A 17129-nucleotide genomic window follows, 5' to 3' on the forward strand; every position below is an offset into this window, starting at 1 on the left:
CGGGGCTTTGTTTACAACGTGTAACTCAGCTTACGCCTGGACCACCGGGATCTTGGCGTTGGCTGCCGCTTCGCGGAACTCGGCGATCTGGTCGAAGCTCAGGTAGCGGTAAACGTCGGCAGCCATGCTGTCGATGTCTTTCGCGTACTGCATGTACTCTTCGACGGTCGGCAGTTTGCCGATGATCGAAGCGACAGCGGCCAGCTCGGCCGATGCCAGGTACACGTTGGTCGCGTCGCCCAGACGGTTCGGGAAGTTACGGGTCGAGGTGGAGACCACGGTCGAACCGGTCTGCACACGTGCCTGGTTGCCCATGCACAGCGAGCAGCCTGGCATTTCCATGCGTGCACCGGCCTTGCCGTAGATGCCGTAGTAGCCTTCTTCGGTCAGCTGGTGAGCGTCCATCTTGGTTGGCGGAGCCAGCCACAGACGGGTCGGAATGCCACCCTTGACCTTCTCCAGCAGCTTGCCGGCAGCGCGGAAGTGACCAATGTTGGTCATGCACGAACCGATGAACACTTCGTCGATCTTCTCGCCTTGTACCGAGGACAGCAGGCGGGCATCGTCCGGGTCGTTCGGCGCGCAGAGCACAGGCTCCTTGACGTCGGCCAGGTCGATTTCGATGATTTCGGCGTATTCGGCATCGGCGTCGGCCGACAGCAGCTCAGGCTTGGCCAGCCAGGCTTCCATGGCCTGGGCGCGGCGCTCCAGGGTGCGGGCATCGCCGTAGCCTTCGCCGATCATCCAGCGCAGCAGGGTGATGTTGGACTGCAGGTACTCGGCGATGGCCTTTTCCGGCAGCTTGATGGTGCAACCGGCAGCGGAACGCTCGGCCGAGGCATCGGACAGCTCGAAGGCTTGCTCGACGGTCAGGTCGTCCAGGCCTTCGATTTCCAGGATGCGGCCGGAGAAGGCGTTTTTCTTGCCTTTCTTCTCGACGGTCAGCAGGCCCTTCTGGATGGCGTAGTAAGGGATGGCATGAACCAGGTCACGCAGGGTGATGCCTGGCTGCAGTTTGCCCTTGAAGCGCACCAGGATCGATTCTGGCATGTCCAGTGGCATGACGCCGGTGGCGGCAGCGAAGGCCACCAGGCCGGAACCGGCCGGGAACGAGATGCCGATCGGGAAGCGGGTGTGCGAGTCGCCACCGGTACCTACGGTGTCAGGCATCAGCATGCGGTTCAGCCAGCTGTGGATGATGCCGTCGCCCGGGCGCAGCGACACGCCGCCACGGGTGCGGATGAAGTCTGGCAGGGTGTGGTGGGTGGTGACGTCGATCGGCTTCGGATAGGCCGCGGTGTGGCAGAACGACTGCATGACCAGGTCAGCAGAGAAGCCCAGGCATGCCAGGTCTTTCAGTTCGTCGCGCGTCATCGGGCCAGTGGTGTCCTGGGAGCCGACGGTGGTCATTTTTGGCTCGCAGTAGGCGCCTGGGCGCACGCCCTGGCCTTCTGGCAGGCCACAGGCACGGCCGACCATTTTCTGCGCCAGGGTGAAGCCCTTGCCGGAATCGGCAGGCTGCTCTGGTTTCTTGAACAGGTCGGAAGCACCCAGGCCCAGCTCGGCACGGGCTTTTTCGGTCAGGCCACGGCCGACGATCAGCGGGATACGGCCGCCAGCGCGGACTTCATCCAGCAGCACTTCGGTTTTCAGCTCGAAGGTGGTGACCAGTTCGTCGCTGTCGTGACGGCGTACTTCACCTTTGTATGGGTAAACGTCGATGACGTCGCCCATGCCCAGGTTGGTGCAGTCGAATTCGATCGGCAGGGCGCCGGCGTCTTCCATGGTGTTGTAGAAGATCGGGGCGATCTTGGTGCCGAAGCAGAAACCACCGGCGCGCTTGTTCGGCACGTAAGGGATGTCGTCGCCGAAGAACCACAGTACCGAGTTGGTAGCGGATTTACGCGAGGAACCGGTACCGACCACGTCGCCGACATAGGCAACCGGGAAGCCCTTGGCCTTGACGGCTTCGATCTGGGCCAGCGGGCCGACCGAACCAGGCTGCTGCGGCTCGATGCCGTCGCGGGCCATTTTCAGCATGGCCAGGGCGTGCAGCGGAATGTCAGGGCGCGACCAGGCGTCCGGGGCAGGCGACAGGTCGTCGGTGTTGGTTTCGCCAGGCACCTTGAACACGGTCAGGGTGTACTTGTCGGCGATGGCCGGGCGCGAGGTGAACCACTCGCCGGCAGCCCAGGATTCCAGGACGGCCTTGGCGTGCGTGTTGCCGGCCTTGGCTTTTTCGGCCACGTCGTGGAAGGCATCGAACATCAGCAGGGTGTGCTTGAGCTGTTCGGCCGCGACGGCGCCCAGTTCGGCGTCATCCAGCAGTGCGACCAGCGTTTCGATGTTGTAGCCGCCCTGCATGGTGCCCAGCAGTTCGGTGGCGTGCTTGCGGTCGATCAGTGGCGACTTGGCTTCGCCCTTGGCGACGGCGGAGAGGAAAGCGGCCTTGACGTAGGCAGCTTCGTCGACCCCTGGCGGTACGCGGTTGGTGATCAGGTCTACGAGGAAGGCTTCTTCGCCGGCCGGCGGGTTTTTCAGCAGCTCGACCAGGCCTGCAGTTTGTTCGGCGTTCAGCGGCTGGGGAACGATACCCAGGGCGGCGCGCTCTTCGATGTGTTTGCGGTAGGCTTCAAGCACAGTTATTTCCCTCATCAGTGGTCCCTAAAGGGGGTCCGGGACGCTTATCCAGCATTCAATGCACCCATGCGCTGCCGCGGCTTTGTGGGCCGCCCAACCAGGGTCGCAAGGAATCCTTACAGAAGCTGCTTTCAAAGTTTTACGCCTGCAGAACGGGGACTGATGAGGGCTGGCGCGGGCATGCGAGGGATGCATGGCCCGGGCCAACGCCGTTCTACCGGATCAACTGTGCTCGTGACGCTTTGAAAACAGCTTCCAACGGACATTGTTGCCTTTGAAAAGGCCGGGTGATTCTACGGTAAAAAAAGCCTGAAGGTAAGGCGGTGTTCATGACTTTAACGAGTGACCCTGGTTAGACAAAGGGCTAACATGGGCCTGTGTTCCATCGCCAAGCTGTTGTTTTTCATGTCCAACAAGTCCATCAAAACCCCTTGCGTCGGCCTGTGCTCCACGGTGTACGGAGACACGGTGTGCCGTGGCTGCAAGCGTTTTCACCACGAAGTGATCAACTGGAACGGCTACGACGACACGCAGAAGCGCGCCGTGTGGTTGCGCCTTGAGCAGCTGCTGGTGCAGGTAATGATGGCCAAGCTTGAGGTGTTCGACAAAGGCCTGCTGCGCCAGCAACTGGAGCAGCGCTCCATCCGCTTTGTCGAGCAGCAGTCGGTGTATTGCTGGGCTTACCAGCTGATTGCCCGCGGGGCGCGGATGATCCGTGACCTGGAGGCCTATGGCATGGTGTTGCTGCCGGAGTTCCGTGACTGGGAACTGCCCCAATTGCGCGATGCGATCGATCGCGAGTTCTTCCTGCTTTCAGAGGCGCACTACCAGCGCTACATCGCCCCCAGCTTCCTGCGCGATGCCATGGGCAGCGCGCAGGGCCAGTGAGCCGGGCGAATCAGTCGCCGGTGTATTCGCAACCGCTGGTGCAGGTTTCGTGGATGCGAACCTTGGACAGCTCCGGCATCAGCGGCTTGACCTGGTCCCAGATCCACTTGGCGATCACTTCGCTGGTGGGGTTTTCCAGACCGGGGATGTCGTTCAGGTAGTTGTGGTCCAGCTGATCATAGATCGGCTTGAAGATCGCCTTGACCTCGGCGAAGTCGCGGATCCAGCCCGTGTGCGGGTCGAGCGGGCCGGTCAGGTGCAGGCCGACCTTGAACGAGTGGCCATGCAAACGGCCGCATTTGTGCCCTTCAGGGACGTGGGGCAGGCGGTGGGCCGATTCGAATGTGAATTCCTTGAAAATTTCCACGCTGTCATAACTCTGTGTGAATCAATAATGCGCGCAGTCTACCAGCATGGCCGCTACAAGGCTTGCAGGCGTTCATGCAGCCGCCCGGTGGCGGTCAGTTCCAGCAGTTCATCCCCCAGGCGCTGGCTTTCGGCAATGGCCTTGTACCAATAGCGCTTGCGCCCTGGCGCATCGCCCATGAAGCGCTTGAAGTCGTTGCGGTCGGGCAGCTTGCCGTAGGGCAGGGCGGCCAGGTATTGCGGCGAAGGCGTCATCAGCAGCACGTTTTGCAGGCGGGTGGCATCGCCCTTGCGCCAGGGCAGGGCCTTGTCGAACCAGCCGGGTACCACCTTGTCGGTGAAGTGCGGGTACAGCACCAGGTCGTCGCCGCGATAGGGCAGGTCGAGGTGATAGTCGAGCAGGCCGCCGTCGCGGTAGGTGCCGGCGCCGGCGCCGGGGATGTCTTTCACGCCCTGCATGACCATCGGTATCGACCCGGAAGCGAGCAGGGCGTGGCGCAGGTTGGTCAAGTCCAGCGGCAGGTAGCGTGAGGGGAAGTCGGTCAGCGTGTCGAGCGGAGGCGCGGCGCGCCCATCGTGCAGAATGATGCGCTCGAAGTGACGGGCCAGGCGCGAACGGCCCAAAAGGTTACTGGCAACCACCGAGCCCAGGCCCAGCCCCAGGCGGCCGCGATGGTCGTGAGCGAGCTGGCCATGGCTTTTCACCACCAGGATGTTCAGGCGGTAGTGCGGGTTGGCCAGCAGCTGGCCGTCGCGGCCCTCCAGCAGGTCATCGAGCATGCGTTGGCAACTGCGGCTGATTTCGGCCGGGGTGACGCCCTTGGCGAAATCCTGCTCGGTGTATAGCTCGCCCAGGCGACGGATGCCGGCGACCGGGTCGTCGAGGCAGGCGCTGGCAAAGCGCCAGGCACCGATCGAAGCACCGATCAGGGCACGCTGACGGGGTGCCGAGGGTAGCCACTCGCCGAACAGCGCCAGGTCCAGGCCCTGGATGCCCAGCGGCTTCGGCCCACCCGCCGCGCCCGGCAATACCCCGACATCGGCCGCCAGCAGGCCACGCTCGCGGATGTGTCGCAAGGCACGCTGGCCGGCCTTGAAGGTGAGGGCGGGGTATTTGATGTGGATGGCGCTCATGGCGGGTCTCTTGGGCATAGGAGCAGCCTTGTGCTGCGAGGGGGCCATTACAGATAACACACCTGTAGGTGCCTGTATTGGCCCTTTCGCAGCGCAAGGCCGCACCTTGCACGGCGTCGAGTCGGGTTGGCGGCGTAACTGCGCTATCATGCCGCCAGCTGTTTTCAGGTTGAATTAAGGACCGCTGGTTAATCTTAACCCCGTAGACAACTTGCACAGTTCTCAGGAGAGAAGAACGATGAAAACCATGACTGCCCTGATCACCGCCGCTGCCCTCGCCCTGGGCGCCAATGCCGCCTTCGCCAAGGACGTTCAGCCTGACGAAGTGGTCAAACTGGTCAACGCCAAGACCATCAAGTCGCTGGACGAGCTCAAGGCCGCTGCCGTGGCCAAGCACCCAGGCGCCACCGTCACTGACTCGGAACTTGAAGACGAGTACGGCCGCTACATCTACAAGGTCGAGCTGCGTGATACGCAGAACGTCGAATGGGACGTCGACATGGATGCCAAGACCGGTGAGGTGCTCAAGGACGAACGAGACAGCTGATGATCCATGTATCCCGGACGGCACGTTACCTGGCGCTCTCGCTGCTTGCCGTCTGCTCCCTGGCTGTTGCCCGCGACCTGGACCAGGATGAAGCCCTGAAGCTCCGTCAGAAGGGCATCATCCTGCCGCTCGAACAGCTGCTCGAGACCGCCCTGGGGCGTCACCCCGGGGCGCGTCTGCTGGAAGCCGAGCTGGAAGAAGACGATGATCGCTATGAATATGAAGTCGAGTTGCTGACGACTGAAGGTGTGGTGCGCGAGATCAAGCTCGATGCCAGCACCGGCGCCCTGCTCAAAGACGAGGAAGATGACTGAATGCGCCTGTTGCTTGTCGAGGACAACGTACCGTTGGCCGATGAACTGACCGCCGGCCTGCAGTGCCAGGGCTATGCCGTGGACTGGCTGGCTGATGGCCGTGACGCGGTTTACCAGGGGCAAAGCGAGCCTTACGACCTGATCATCCTGGACCTCGGCCTGCCTGGCTTGCCCGGCCTGGACGTGCTGGCCCAGTGGCGTGCCGCTGGCCTGGCCACACCGGTATTGATCCTCACCGCCCGCGGCTCCTGGGCCGAGCGCATCGAAGGGCTGAAGGCCGGGGCTGACGATTACCTGAGCAAACCCTTCCACCCCGAAGAGCTGCAACTGCGCATCCAGGCGTTGCTGCGCCGCGCCCGGGGCCTGGCCAATCAGCCGAAGCTGGAAGCGGCCGGCCTGCACCTTGACGAAAGCCGTCAGTGCGTGAGCCGCGACGGGGTGGATGTGCAACTGACCGCCGCCGAGTTCCGCCTGCTGCGCTACTTCATGCTGCACCCGCAGCAGATCCTGTCCAAAAGCCACCTGGCCGAGCACCTCTACGACGGTGAAACCGAGCGCGACTCGAACGTGCTGGAGGTCCACGTCAACCATTTGCGCCGCAAGCTGGGCCGCAGTGTGATCGAAACCCGTCGCGGGCAAGGCTACATCTATGCCGGGAGCGGCGAGTGAAGTCGATCCAGGCGCGCCTGAGCCTGGGCCTGGTGGCGGTACTGGTGGTGGTCGGCGTGGTGCTGGCGCAACTGACCTTGTGGCTGTTCGAGGCCGGCCTGCAACGTTATCTGGAAAACGGCCTGCGCAACGAAAGCGAGAACCTTCTGGTGGCATTGGTGCGCGGGCCCTCCGGCCTGCAGTTGGATGAGCGGCGCATCTCGGCTGCCTATCAGCGGCCGTTTTCCGGTTACTACTTCCGCATCGATTTCGACCAGGGTACCTGGAGGTCTCGTTCGCTGTGGGACCTGGACATGCCCAAGCCCGCAGCGCCCGGGCTTTCCGATAGCCATGAACTCGGCCCGGAAGGCCAGCAACTGCTGGCCCTGCGTGCCGACTACCGGCGCCTGGGCCAGGACATTTCGATCAGTGTGGCTCAGGACTATTCGCCGGTGCGCGAAGGTTTTCGGCGCTTGCAGCAGATCGGCCTGGGCATGGGCCTGGTGGCGCTGATCCTGATTCTGGTGCTGCAGCGCATCACGGTTACCCGCTCGCTGCGGCCGCTGGAGCGGGCGCGCCAGCAGATCGCCCAGCTGCAGCAGGGGCAGCGCTCGCAGCTGGATGCCGAGGTGCCCAGCGAGTTGGTACCGCTGGTGGGGCAGATCAACCATTTGCTTAGCCATACCGAAGACAGCCTGCGCCGTTCACGCAATGCCCTTGGTAACCTCGGCCATGCGCTGAAGACGCCGCTGGCGGTGCTGCTGAGCCTGGCCTCCAGTGAACGCTTGCAGGGTCTGCCGGAGGTGCGCGCGCAAATGCGCGAGCAGTTGCAGCAGATTCAGGAGCGCCTGGCGCGCGAGCTGAACCGTGCGCGCCTGGCAGGGGATGCGCTGCCGGGCGCGCAGTTCGATTGTGATGCCGAACTGCCGGGGTTGCTCGGGACCTTGGGCATGATTCATGGCGAGGGCCTGCTGCTGGCAAGTGATGTGTCGCCCGGGGTGTTGTTGCCATGGGACCGCGAGGACGTTCTGGAACTGTTGGGTAATCTGCTGGACAACGCCTGCAAGTGGGCAGACAGCGAAGTGCGCCTGGGTATCACGCCGAACGCCGAGGGCTACCGGCTGTGGGTTGATGACGACGGCCCGGGTATTGCGCAAGACCAGCGGCAGCAGGTGCTGGAGCGTGGTTCGCGGCTGGACGAACAGGTGGCTGGGCATGGGCTGGGGTTGGGCATCGTGCGCGATATCGTTGATGCCTGGGGAGGGCGCCTGGCCTTGCTGGAGAGCCCGCTGGGCGGCCTGCGGGTGAGCATCGACCTGCCGCGCAAGGCCTGATAATGCCGGGGCCGCTGTGCGGCCCATCGCGACACAAGGCCGCTCCCACAGGTGTACGCAATCCCCTTTGGCCCTATCAGTACTGCAAAAAAATTGCAGTACAGCCGCAGTTTTTTGAATTAGCCCAAATTCCCCCCACCCGGCAAAATCCTCCCCACGAAACCCTGCGGTTTCCATCTCTCCACGGACGGAGCCCCTTGTGGTATTGCATGCGCAATACGAGGCCCAGGCCAACTCGGCTGGGCTTTCTTTTTGAACAGAAAAACCAAAGATCCCGATTGCCCAAATGTCTGCCTCGCGTTCCGAAAGTCGTCTGCAGCGGCTGTTGCCGGCCTCCCTCAACATCCCCCCGAAAGAATGGTTGCGTGCCGGTATCGGTGCGCTGCTTGGCCTGTTCCTCGCGGGCTGGCTGACCAGCCTGGCCTATGGCTCCAGCATCGCCCTGCACTTGCTCGGCCCGCTGGCTGCTTCGGCGGTACTGGTGTTTGCGGTGCATTCCGGCCCCTTGGCCCAACCTTGGCCGGTGTTGGGCAGCTACGCCCTGGCGGGTGCAGTGGGGCTGGCCATGCGCGAAGGCTTCGGCCCCGAGCTGTGGGTGGCTGCTGCGGCGCTCGGCATCTCGATCCTGGTCATGTGCCTGTTGCGCTGCCTGCACCCGCCGGGTGGCGGTGTGGCAGTGAGCGCGGTGCTGGCCGACCCGGGGTTGACCGCCCTGGGCGATCACCTGCTGGAGCCGGTGCTGCTCAATGCGTTGATCCTGGTGACAGTGGCAATCGCCTACAACCGTTTGACGGGGGTGCGCTACCCGAAAGGCGCGGTGCCACGCAAAGACCTGCACCACACCCATGACCCGCTGCCCGGCGAGCGGGTCGGCATCCGCAGTGAAGACCTGGACCAGGCCCTGGAAGAGCTGGGCGAGTTCGTCGACGTCACCCGTGACGAGCTGGAGCGCATCATCCGCGCCACCGAGCAGCACGCCCTGCAGCGCAGCCTTGGTGGTATCACCGCGGCCTCGGTGATGTCCCGCGATGTGCAGTTCGTCACGCCTGATACCACGCTGGAGCAGGCCTGGAAAATGCTCGCCAGCCATCACCTGAAAACCCTGCCTGTCCTGCAGCACGGCGAGCTTGTAGGCATCGTCAGCCTCAGCGACCTGGTTGGCCCGGCGATGCAGCGTGGGCGTTTCAGCTGGCGCGGTCTGTTCGGCCGCCAGGCAGTGCGCATGGCGCAAGTGATGAGCAGGCGGGTTGTCAGTGTCAGCAGCCAGCACCCGTTGGAACGCCTGCTGCCCTTGTTGTGCGAACAAGGCCTGCACTGCTTGCCGGTGCTTGATGGCGACAAGCTGGTGGGGGTGATCACCCAGACCGACCTGATTGCCGGCCTCAAGCGTCAGTTGCTCAGCAAGACCGAGGCTTCAGATAACCGGGTCCCAGCGCTGTGACCAGTCGCTGGCGCCGGCAGCGACCAGCCGGCGCAGGATCGCGAAGGCCTGTTGCAGGGCTTCGCTGTCACGTTTTCGCGGGTACACCAGAAAGGTCGGGTAGGTGAACTCCGGTGCCTGCGGTACCCGCTCGAACACGCCGCTGTCCAGATAGGCCTGCACCACCCGCGTGCGGAAGTAGCCACTGCCACCTTGGTCGAGTATGAACTGCAGGGCCAGCGGGCCAAGGTTGAAACTTAGCGCCGGGCGTGCGCAGTCGGGCAGGGCCGCATCATGCTGGCGGCGGAAGGCCTCGCCCCAGTCGATGTAGATGTACGGCTCGGGCCGCTCGACCCGGCGCACGCGAATCAGCTTCTCTTCCATCAACTGCTCCACCTGCAGGCCTGGACCGTAGGTCGGCTGGTAGACCAGCGCGGCGTCCAGCAAGCCCATCTCGACCTTGCGCAGCAGCGACTCTCCATCGCTGACCTCGCTGCGGATGGCATGGCTGGGCAGTTCACGGTGCAGGGCACTTACCCAGTCGAGCATCATCGGGTTGCCCAGGCTCACCTCACCGCCCACATGCAGCACCTGCTGGCAACCTTCAGGCAACGGCAGGTCGCGGCGCGCGGCTTCCCAGGTTTGCACCAACTGGTTGGCATAACTGACGAACGCTTCGCCATCGCTGGTCAGGCTGGCGCCGCTGCGGCTACGCACGAACAGCTGGCAACCCAGTTGCTGTTCCAGGCGCTGCACGCGCGCGGTGATCGCGGTTTGTGACACGAACAGGCGTTCGGCCGCGGCGACCAGGCTGCCGCAACGCACAATTTCCAGGAAGGTACGGGCCTGCTCGATGTCCATGGGCTGCTCGGTGGTTGAAGGGGAGGCCTATTCTAGAGGCTTTGCACCGTTATGGGGCGTAATTGCGTTGTCTGCAAATTTGCAGGTCGGTTGTGACTTTAGTCCCATGGCGGCGTGGGTATAGCGGTCCATACTCAAGTTTCGCCCTTCAATAACAACAAGTACCGGGTTTCTAACGACATGAGCTACCAGCACAGCTACGCCCATTCCATTTCCGACCCTGCCGCTTTCTGGGCGGAACAGGCCGCACACCTGGCCTGGCACCGCAAGCCTGCCCTGACCCTGCAAGCTAACGCCGACGGTACTCACCGCTGGTTCGCGGATGGCCGCCTGAACAGCTGTTACCTGGCCCTCGATCACCAGATCGAGCAGGGCCGGGGCGAGCAGTTGGCGCTGATCTACGATTCGCCAGTGACCGGCGTGCAGCAGACCTACACCTACAACCAGTTGCGCGACGAGGTGGCACGCCTGGCCGGTTTGCTGCGCCAGCTGGGGGTGAACAAGGGCGATGGCGTGATCATCTACATGCCCATGGTGCCGCAAGCGGCCATGGCGATGCTGGCCTGCGCGCGGATCGGCGCGGTGCATTCGGTCGTGTTCGGTGGCTTTGCCGCCAACGAGTTGGCCCTGCGCATCGATGACGCCCGGCCCACCTTGTTGCTGACGGCATCGTGCGGGCTGGAGTTCGACCGGGTCATTGCCTACAAACCGCTGGTTGACCGTGCCCTGCAACTGGCCCGGCACCAGCCGCGCAATGTGCTGGTGCTGCAGCGGCCACAGGCGCACGCTGAACTGCTGCCAGGCCGCGACCTGGACTGGCAGGCGGCCTTGGCCGACGCCGAGCCGGTGGCGCCCGTCGAGCTTGATGCCGGCGACCCGCTGTACATCATGTATACCTCAGGCACCACCGGTAAGCCCAAGGGTATCGTCCGGGAAAACGGCGGCAATGCCGTGGCGCTGTGTTACGCCATGCGCCATATCTATGGCATGCAGGCCGGCGATGTGTGGTGGGGCATTTCAGACGTCGGTTGGGTGGTCGGCCATTCACTGATCGTCTACGGGCCGTTGATGAGCGGCTGTACCACGGTGTTCTACGAAGGCAAGCCGATCCGCACCCCGGATGCTTCGGCCTATTGGCGGGTGGTGGAGCAGTACCAGGTCAACGCGCTGTTCTGCGCGCCTACGGCCATGCGCGCCATCCGCAAGGAAGACCCGGAGGGCGACCTGATTCGCAAGCATGACCTCAGCTCGCTGCGGCAACTGTTCCTGGCGGGTGAAAAGCTGGATTCCAGCACCCATGAATGGCTGGAGCGGGTGAGTGGCAAGCCGGTGCACGACCATTGGTGGCAGACCGAGACTGGCTGGCCGGTCACCGCGCCCTGCGTCGGGCTGGAGGGCAGCGCGGCGAAGCCAGGGTCGAGCAACCGCGCGGTGCCGGGTTACAACGTTCGTGTACTGGATGACGAAGGCCACTTGCTCGGGGCCAACCATCAGGGTTCGATCGTGATTGCCCTGCCATTGCCACCCGGTTGCAGTCAGACGCTGTGGGGGGATCACGAGCGCTACCTGCAGGCCTATCTGCGCACGTATCCGGGGTACTACCACACGGGTGACGGCGGCTATCTGGACGATGATGGCTTCGTCTACATCATGGGGCGCACCGATGATGTGATCAACGTTTCCGGTCATCGGTTGTCCACCGGCGAAATGGAAGACCTGGTCGCCCGGCACCCGGCGGTAGCGGAGTGTGCTGTGATCGGCGTGCATGACGAAATCAAGGGCCAGGTACCGTTGGCGCTGGTGGTACTCAAGGATGGCGAGGGCATTGCCGAGGCGCAGTTGCTGGTGGAGCTGGTGGGCAGCGTGCGCGAGGAAATTGGCCCGCTGGCCTGTTTCAACCGGGTACGGCTGGTGAAGCGCCTGCCCAAGACCCGTTCCGGCAAGATTCTGCGGGCGGTGCTGCGCAAGATTGCCGATGGGCAGGATTATGTGCCGCCGTCGACCCTGGATGACCCGGCAGTGCTGGGCGAGATCGAAGCGGTGCTGGCGGATTTGCCCAGGGCGGGTTGATGGTTTGACCTCGATGGCCCCTTCGCGGGCGGGACGCGCAACGGTGGTTCGGCAGAGGCCGTGGACACACATTGGTGATTGGGCGCAGTCCAGGTCGTCGTAGGAGCGGGTTCACCCGCGAAAGGGCCGTTTCAGGCATTGCAGGCTCAGGGGGCAATCTGGTGCAGTTGCCCCAACCGGCTGCGGGTACGCATCAGGTCGGCCAGCGGGCCGCCCAGGCTCTCTTCCAGCGGACGTTTACCTATGACAATCACCCGCCGATCCTGGTCATACAGCACATCCACCAGGTTGACGAAGCGCTGCTGAGCCGCCAGCGAACACGCCGAGAGGTCATCCAGCCCATCGATCACCCACTCGTCATACTCCCTGGCCAGCACCAGGTAGTCGATGACCGCGGTGGCCTTCTCGCACAGATCGTCAAAGCCAAGCACCACCCGCCGGCCATCGATGGCCAGCGCTCGCAGCGGGCGCTTGTTCACGTCCAGTATCACCGGTTGTTCGCTCGGCACATTCAGCGCCTGGCGCTGCGCCGCATCACCCGGCCAGACATAATGGCCCTGGGTAAAACGCTGATGCTCGCGGTTGGCCGGCAAACTGCGAAAATCCGTGTCGCCACCGACTTCGAGCACGTGCATCGAGCTGTTGATCAGGCGAATGACCGGCAGAAAACGTTCGTGATACAGCGGGTTGGGCAACAGCCCTTCGGGCGCGTAGTTAGAGGTCACCAGCAAGTACACGCCACGGGCGAACAAGGCGTTGAACAGCCGGGTGAGCAGCATGGCATCGCCTATGTCATGCACGTGGAATTCGTCGAAGCACAGCACCCGGTAACCACCCACCAGCTCGTCCAGCGTTGCGCCCAGCGCGTCGTCCAGCGCCCGGTGGCGGTGCATGCCCTGGTGCAGGCGTGCAAAGAAATCATGAAAATGCAGGCGCAGCTTGGCGGCTATCGGCACGGCCTGGAAAAAGCCATCGAGCAGCCAGCTTTTACCCCGGCCGACCGAGCCGTACAGGTACAGACTGCGCGGTTGACCTTGTTCAAGCTGCGTCAGTTGTTCGGCCATGCAGTGGATTACCCGCCGCTGACCGTCACTCAGCTGATAACCGCGGCTGTGCGCCTTGTCCTCGAACCAGCCGAGCAGCTCGCTCTGTTGATTGGCGGTGCCGCGCAAGCGTTGGCCAAGCTGGCGCAGCGGGGTAGGGATCCAGGCAGACAAAAGCAACGCTCCTTGGGCGATGGCGGGGCAGCCTGCAGCTTGCCCGAGAGCGGCCATTTTGACTAATAGAGAAAGTGCCGGGCAATCATCACTTCTTGCGATAGGTCTGGCCGCCTCTTGTGCCTCTACGGGCTATGCCTTTCGCTCCAGCTGGCGTTCGATCATGTACTTCACCGCCAGGCGACGCTCCTTGAGGTGGCGCAGGTCTTCATCGACGAAGTTACCGGCCGATATCGATTCGGCAGCCAGCACCTGGTTGTCGATGTCCACGTACTCGTCCAGCAGGCGATCCAGCGCCTTGTCCTGCTGACGGCGCTGCTGGACGATTTCGCGCGGGTAGTGCAGGTCCTGGTAGAGGTCGTGAGAGACAGGCATGGGGTCCTCCTTGGTCAATGCAATGGGCTTATCTGATTGGAAGTGCGGAATGCGATTGTGTTGAAGCGAGGCGGGCGGAAACCGACGGACGGTCGCTGCACCAGCAGCGAAATGACTAACTCGCTGTTTTTTGGCAATTTTTTTTATCAGGGGGGTTCACAGACCGAAAGTTTGTTGTTAAAGTGCCGCGCATTCCAAGACAACAACCCAGTTGTCACTCAGTTGGAATTGTCAGAGCAGCAAATGCTGCATCCGATACAGGGGCGTCGCCAAGCGGTAAGGCAGCAGGTTTTGATCCTGCCATGCGTTGGTTCGAATCCAGCCGCCCCTGCCATTTTTCAAGATTCAAACGTATTCAACCCGGTGCCAGGAAAGATGAGCACTGGGTTTTTGCGTTTTTGTGATTTTGCGCGCCTCCGCGCCTCCTGAGCGCGGGTCGTGCCGTACCGGGTTACCCGGAAATCCCCAGCATTTCGTTCAGCGCCCTGGCCAGTTCATCAGCCTGCACCGGCTTCTGGATCACCAGGCTGCCCGGCAGTTCCAGCCCCTGCAACTCCGCATAACCGGTAAGAAACACCACCGGCAGGCGGGGGTACCGTTCGCGGGCAGCCAGCGCCAGTTGTGCACCATTGAACTCGGGCATGGCGAAATCAGTCAGCAGCAGGTCAATGTCGTCATCCAGCAAGGCCAATGCCTGCTCGCCGCTGTGCGCCTGGCGCACCTGGTAGCCGTATTGGCGTAACACATCGCCTAGCATGTCGCGCACCAGATGGTCGTCGTCCACCAGCAGCACCGTGCGGTTATGGCCGCTTTCGCTGATCGACTGACTGAGCACTGCTGGCACGGGTTCGTTCACCATCTCCTCTTTTACCGCCGGCAGGTATACCGCCACTTCGGTACCGCGACCGAGTGTGGTGTCGATGCGCACACCGCCACCGGACTGCTTGGCGAAGCCGAACACCTGGGCCAGGCCCAGGCCCGAACCTTTGCCGATGTCCTTGGTGGTAAAGAAAGGCTCGAATACCTTGGCCAGCACCTCTTCGCTCATGCCGCAACCTGTATCGCGGATGCTCAGCATCACGTACTCGCCCGGGTCCGGGTCTTCCGGACGTTGCGGGCGCTGGTCGATGTGGGTGTTGCGCGTTGTCAGGGTCAGCTGACCGCCGTCGGGCATGGCATCGCGGGCATTGATCGCCAGGTTGAGGATGATCATCTCGGTCTGGGTGGGGTCGGTCAGTGCCTGCCACAGGGCCAGGTCAAGGTCCAGACGCACCGAGACGTTGCCACCCAGCGTGCGGCGCAGCAGCTCTTCCAGGCCGGCCAGGGTACGGTTGAGGTTCAGCGGCACCGGCTCCAGACGCTGGCGGCGGGAGAAGGCCAGCAACTGCGAGGTCAGCTTGGCGCCACGCTCGCCCGCTTCGCGGATATGGGTGAGGCGAGTGCGGGCCTTGTCCAGGTCGGCCTTGGCCAGATCGCGCTCCAGAAAGCTGGCACCTGTGAGTATCACCGTCAGCAGGTTATTGAAGTCATGCGCCACGCCAGCCGTCAGTTGCCCAACCGCTTCCAGCCGCTGCATCTGCTGCAGAGCGGCCTCGATGCGCTCGCGCTCGTTGATCTGTTCGCGCAGCCGGGCGTTGGCATCTGCCAGGCCCAGGGCGGCTTCGCGCTCGCTGGTGATGTCGCGTGCCACCACGTACAGCAGGGTGTCCTCCGGCACCACCACCCACGACAGCCAGCGCTGTTGGCCGCCGGCATGCAGGATGCGGCCGACAAAGCGTGCGCTGGTGCGGCCGTGGGCGAGGGCGGCCAGTTCGGTGAGTAACTGTTCCTGGTCGTGCTCAGGCAGCAGGTGCAGCAAGGAGGACTGGCTCAGGCGTTCGCGCGAGAAGCCCAGGCTGGCTTCCCAGGCGGGGTTCAGTGCGACCGGGGTCAGGTCTTTGTTCAGCACGGCCAGCAAATCCTGCGACAGCTCCCAGGCACGATCGCGTTCGCGGGTACGGCGTTCGACCCGCTCGCCAAGCATCTCGTTCAGCTGACGCAGCGCCTGGGTGGCCTGGCGTTGCGCGTGGATGTCCTGCAGTACGCCGGAGAAGCGAACGCACTGATCATCGACGAACTGGCTTTGGCCGCTGCTCAGCAACCAGCGAGGCTCCAGGCCATTGGGTTGCGCGATCCGAAACTCCACGCGGTAATGACCGTCACTTTCCGGGCGCATGGCATGTTCCACCGCCTCGCGCACCAGTGGCAGGTCGTCGGGGTAGATGCCGGCGTAGAACACTTCAAGGCTCATTTCGGTGCTGGTGGGCAGGCCGAACAAGGTCTTGCAGCGGTCATCCCACAGCAACAGGCCCTCTTGCGGGCGCAGGTCCCAGGTGCCCATGCCGGCGGCGTCGATGGCAATGCGAGCACGTGCTTCGACGTCCGCCAGGGCCTCTTCGGCGCGGCGACGGCGCTGGCGTTCCTGCACTTCGCTCAGGGCTCGGCGCACGGCTTTGGGCAGCAGTGGCAGGTTCTTCTTCAGCACATAGTCGGTCGCGCCCAGGCGGATCATTTCCACCGCGTGCTCTTCGCCATAAATGCCGGACAGGAATATGAACGGGATGTCGGGTGCCAGGCGTTGGGCGATGGCCAGCACTTCTGTGCCGGACGAGCCTGGTAGCACGCAGTCACACAGGATCAGGTCGTAGCGGGCCTGGCGCAGGGCATGTTCGACACCCGCATGGTCGAATACCAGCTGCGACTGCACATGCAGCCCGCTGCGCTCCAGGCGCATCAGGGTAAGCTCGGCGTCCATCGAGCTGTCTTCGACCATCAGTAGTTTCAACGGCGTTTGCTGCATCGTCGCGGCGGCCTCAGTTGCTACCGCGACGGTTCAGTCGCAGTGAGCCGGGTGGCGGTTCGTTTAGCACTGCCCAGAATACCCCGAGGTCGGAGATGGCGGTGACGAATTCCTTGAACTCCACGGGTTTGACCACATAAGCGTTTACCCCCAGCTCGTAGGCACGCAACAGGTCGGGCTCTTCGCGCGAAGAGGTCAGCATCACGGTGGGGATGCTGCGCAGCTCGGCAGTGGCGCGCACTTCCTTGAGCACTTCCAGGCCGTCGACCTTGGGCAGTTTCAGGTCGAGTAACAGCACGGCAGGGTTGCCGTCATCGCGCTTGGCATAGGCGTTGCGGCGCAGCAAGTAGTCGAGGGCATCGGCGCCGTCACGCAGCACGATGACCTCGTTGGCCAACTGGCTGCGCTCCAGGGCCAGCAGGGTCAGCTCCAGGTCTCGGGGGTTGTCTTCGACCAGCAGAATGGGCTTGAGCATG

15 protein-coding genes and 1 tRNA gene are annotated in these 17129 nt (G+C 63.3%); 8 read left to right on the forward strand and 8 right to left on the reverse strand.

The features are described 5' to 3' along the window. Nucleotides 1-30: 30 nt before the first annotated feature. A complete protein-coding gene (gene acnB, locus C4Q27_RS21665; RefSeq protein WP_064493418.1) occupies nt 31-2640 on the reverse strand; it encodes a bifunctional aconitate hydratase 2/2-methylisocitrate dehydratase in 2610 nt (869 codons plus the stop codon). Between the two features lie 405 nt (nt 2641-3045). On the opposite strand from acnB, the gene C4Q27_RS21670 reads away from it, so the two are divergent. After that, on the forward strand, nt 3046-3528 hold the full coding sequence (locus tag C4Q27_RS21670; protein ID WP_003250325.1) for a DUF1289 domain-containing protein: 483 nt from the start codon (nt 3046-3048) through the stop codon (nt 3526-3528). Nucleotides 3529-3538: 10 nt separating this feature from the next. Here the strand turns inward: C4Q27_RS21670 and queD are convergent, their stop codons facing one another. Further along, nucleotides 3539-3895, reverse strand: a complete 357-nt coding sequence (gene queD, locus C4Q27_RS21675) for a 6-carboxytetrahydropterin synthase QueD (protein WP_003250327.1) — start codon at nt 3893-3895, stop codon at nt 3539-3541. A 53-nt stretch (nt 3896-3948) separates the two neighbouring features. Continuing rightward, on the reverse strand, nt 3949-5028 hold the full coding sequence (locus C4Q27_RS21680) for a patatin-like phospholipase family protein (RefSeq protein ID WP_064493417.1): 1080 nt from the start codon (nt 5026-5028) through the stop codon (nt 3949-3951). Nucleotides 5029-5266: 238 nt separating this feature from the next. Between C4Q27_RS21680 and C4Q27_RS21685 the strand changes: the two genes are divergently transcribed. The 5 genes from C4Q27_RS21685 to C4Q27_RS21705 all read left to right on the forward strand — a co-directional run bounded on the left by C4Q27_RS21685 (nt 5267) and on the right by C4Q27_RS21705 (nt 9312). Further along, nucleotides 5267-5575, forward strand: coding sequence for a PepSY domain-containing protein (locus C4Q27_RS21685; protein ID WP_010953306.1), 309 nt, complete (start codon nt 5267-5269; stop codon nt 5573-5575). Then, nucleotides 5575-5889 carry a PepSY domain-containing protein gene (locus C4Q27_RS21690; protein WP_003250344.1) on the forward strand — a complete coding sequence of 105 codons (315 nt, stop codon included), beginning with the start codon at nt 5575-5577 and terminating at the stop codon, nt 5887-5889. Before C4Q27_RS21685 ends, C4Q27_RS21690 begins: the two co-directional genes overlap by 1 nt. Then, nucleotides 5890-6558 (forward strand): response regulator transcription factor, encoded by a 669-nt coding sequence (locus C4Q27_RS21695; protein WP_104887349.1) that lies wholly within the window; start codon nt 5890-5892, stop codon nt 6556-6558. Continuing rightward, a complete protein-coding gene (locus C4Q27_RS21700) occupies nt 6555-7871 on the forward strand; it encodes a sensor histidine kinase (RefSeq protein WP_104887350.1) in 1317 nt (438 codons plus the stop codon). Before C4Q27_RS21695 ends, C4Q27_RS21700 begins: the two co-directional genes overlap by 4 nt. Nucleotides 7872-8157: 286 nt before the next feature. Continuing rightward, the gene (locus C4Q27_RS21705) at nt 8158-9312 is read left to right on the forward strand and encodes an HPP family protein (protein WP_104887351.1); all 1155 of its coding nucleotides are present in this window, start codon (nt 8158-8160) and stop codon (nt 9310-9312) included. On the opposite strand, the gene C4Q27_RS21710 is transcribed toward C4Q27_RS21705, so the two are convergent. Then, nucleotides 9286-10152 carry a LysR family transcriptional regulator gene (locus C4Q27_RS21710; RefSeq protein ID WP_010953310.1) on the reverse strand — a complete coding sequence of 289 codons (867 nt, stop codon included), beginning with the start codon at nt 10150-10152 and terminating at the stop codon, nt 9286-9288. The genes C4Q27_RS21705 and C4Q27_RS21710 overlap by 27 nt on opposite strands. A 180-nt stretch (nt 10153-10332) precedes the next feature. On the opposite strand from C4Q27_RS21710, the gene C4Q27_RS21715 reads away from it, so the two are divergent. Next, nucleotides 10333-12222, forward strand: coding sequence for a propionyl-CoA synthetase (locus C4Q27_RS21715; RefSeq protein WP_064493414.1), 1890 nt, complete (start codon nt 10333-10335; stop codon nt 12220-12222). Nucleotides 12223-12368: 146 nt separating this feature from the next. Here the strand turns inward: C4Q27_RS21715 and zapE are convergent, their stop codons facing one another. Together zapE and C4Q27_RS21725 are read right to left on the reverse strand one after the other, a co-directional pair. Further along, nucleotides 12369-13439, reverse strand: coding sequence for a cell division protein ZapE (zapE, locus tag C4Q27_RS21720; protein WP_104887352.1), 1071 nt, complete (start codon nt 13437-13439; stop codon nt 12369-12371). Nucleotides 13440-13571: 132 nt separating this feature from the next. Beyond that, nucleotides 13572-13814, reverse strand: coding sequence for a hypothetical protein (locus C4Q27_RS21725; protein ID WP_020193386.1), 243 nt, complete (start codon nt 13812-13814; stop codon nt 13572-13574). 259 nt (nt 13815-14073) lie between these two features. Here C4Q27_RS21725 and C4Q27_RS21730 point away from each other — a divergent pair. Further along, nucleotides 14074-14148, forward strand: a tRNA-Gln gene (locus C4Q27_RS21730). Between the two features lie 117 nt (nt 14149-14265). On the opposite strand, the gene C4Q27_RS21735 is transcribed toward C4Q27_RS21730, so the two are convergent. After that, nucleotides 14266-16653 (reverse strand): hybrid sensor histidine kinase/response regulator, encoded by a 2388-nt coding sequence (locus C4Q27_RS21735; RefSeq protein ID WP_064493412.1) that lies wholly within the window; start codon nt 16651-16653, stop codon nt 14266-14268. 13 nt (nt 16654-16666) lie between these two features. After that, complete coding sequence (locus C4Q27_RS21740) at nt 16667-17128, reverse strand: response regulator (protein ID WP_020191520.1); 462 nt, start codon at nt 17126-17128, stop codon at nt 16667-16669. Nucleotide 17129 lies beyond the last annotated feature (1 nt).

Origin of the sequence: Pseudomonas sp. SWI36 (assembly GCF_002948105.1) — a bacterium.
Taxonomy (GTDB): Bacteria; Pseudomonadota; Gammaproteobacteria; order Pseudomonadales; family Pseudomonadaceae; genus Aquipseudomonas; species Aquipseudomonas alloputida.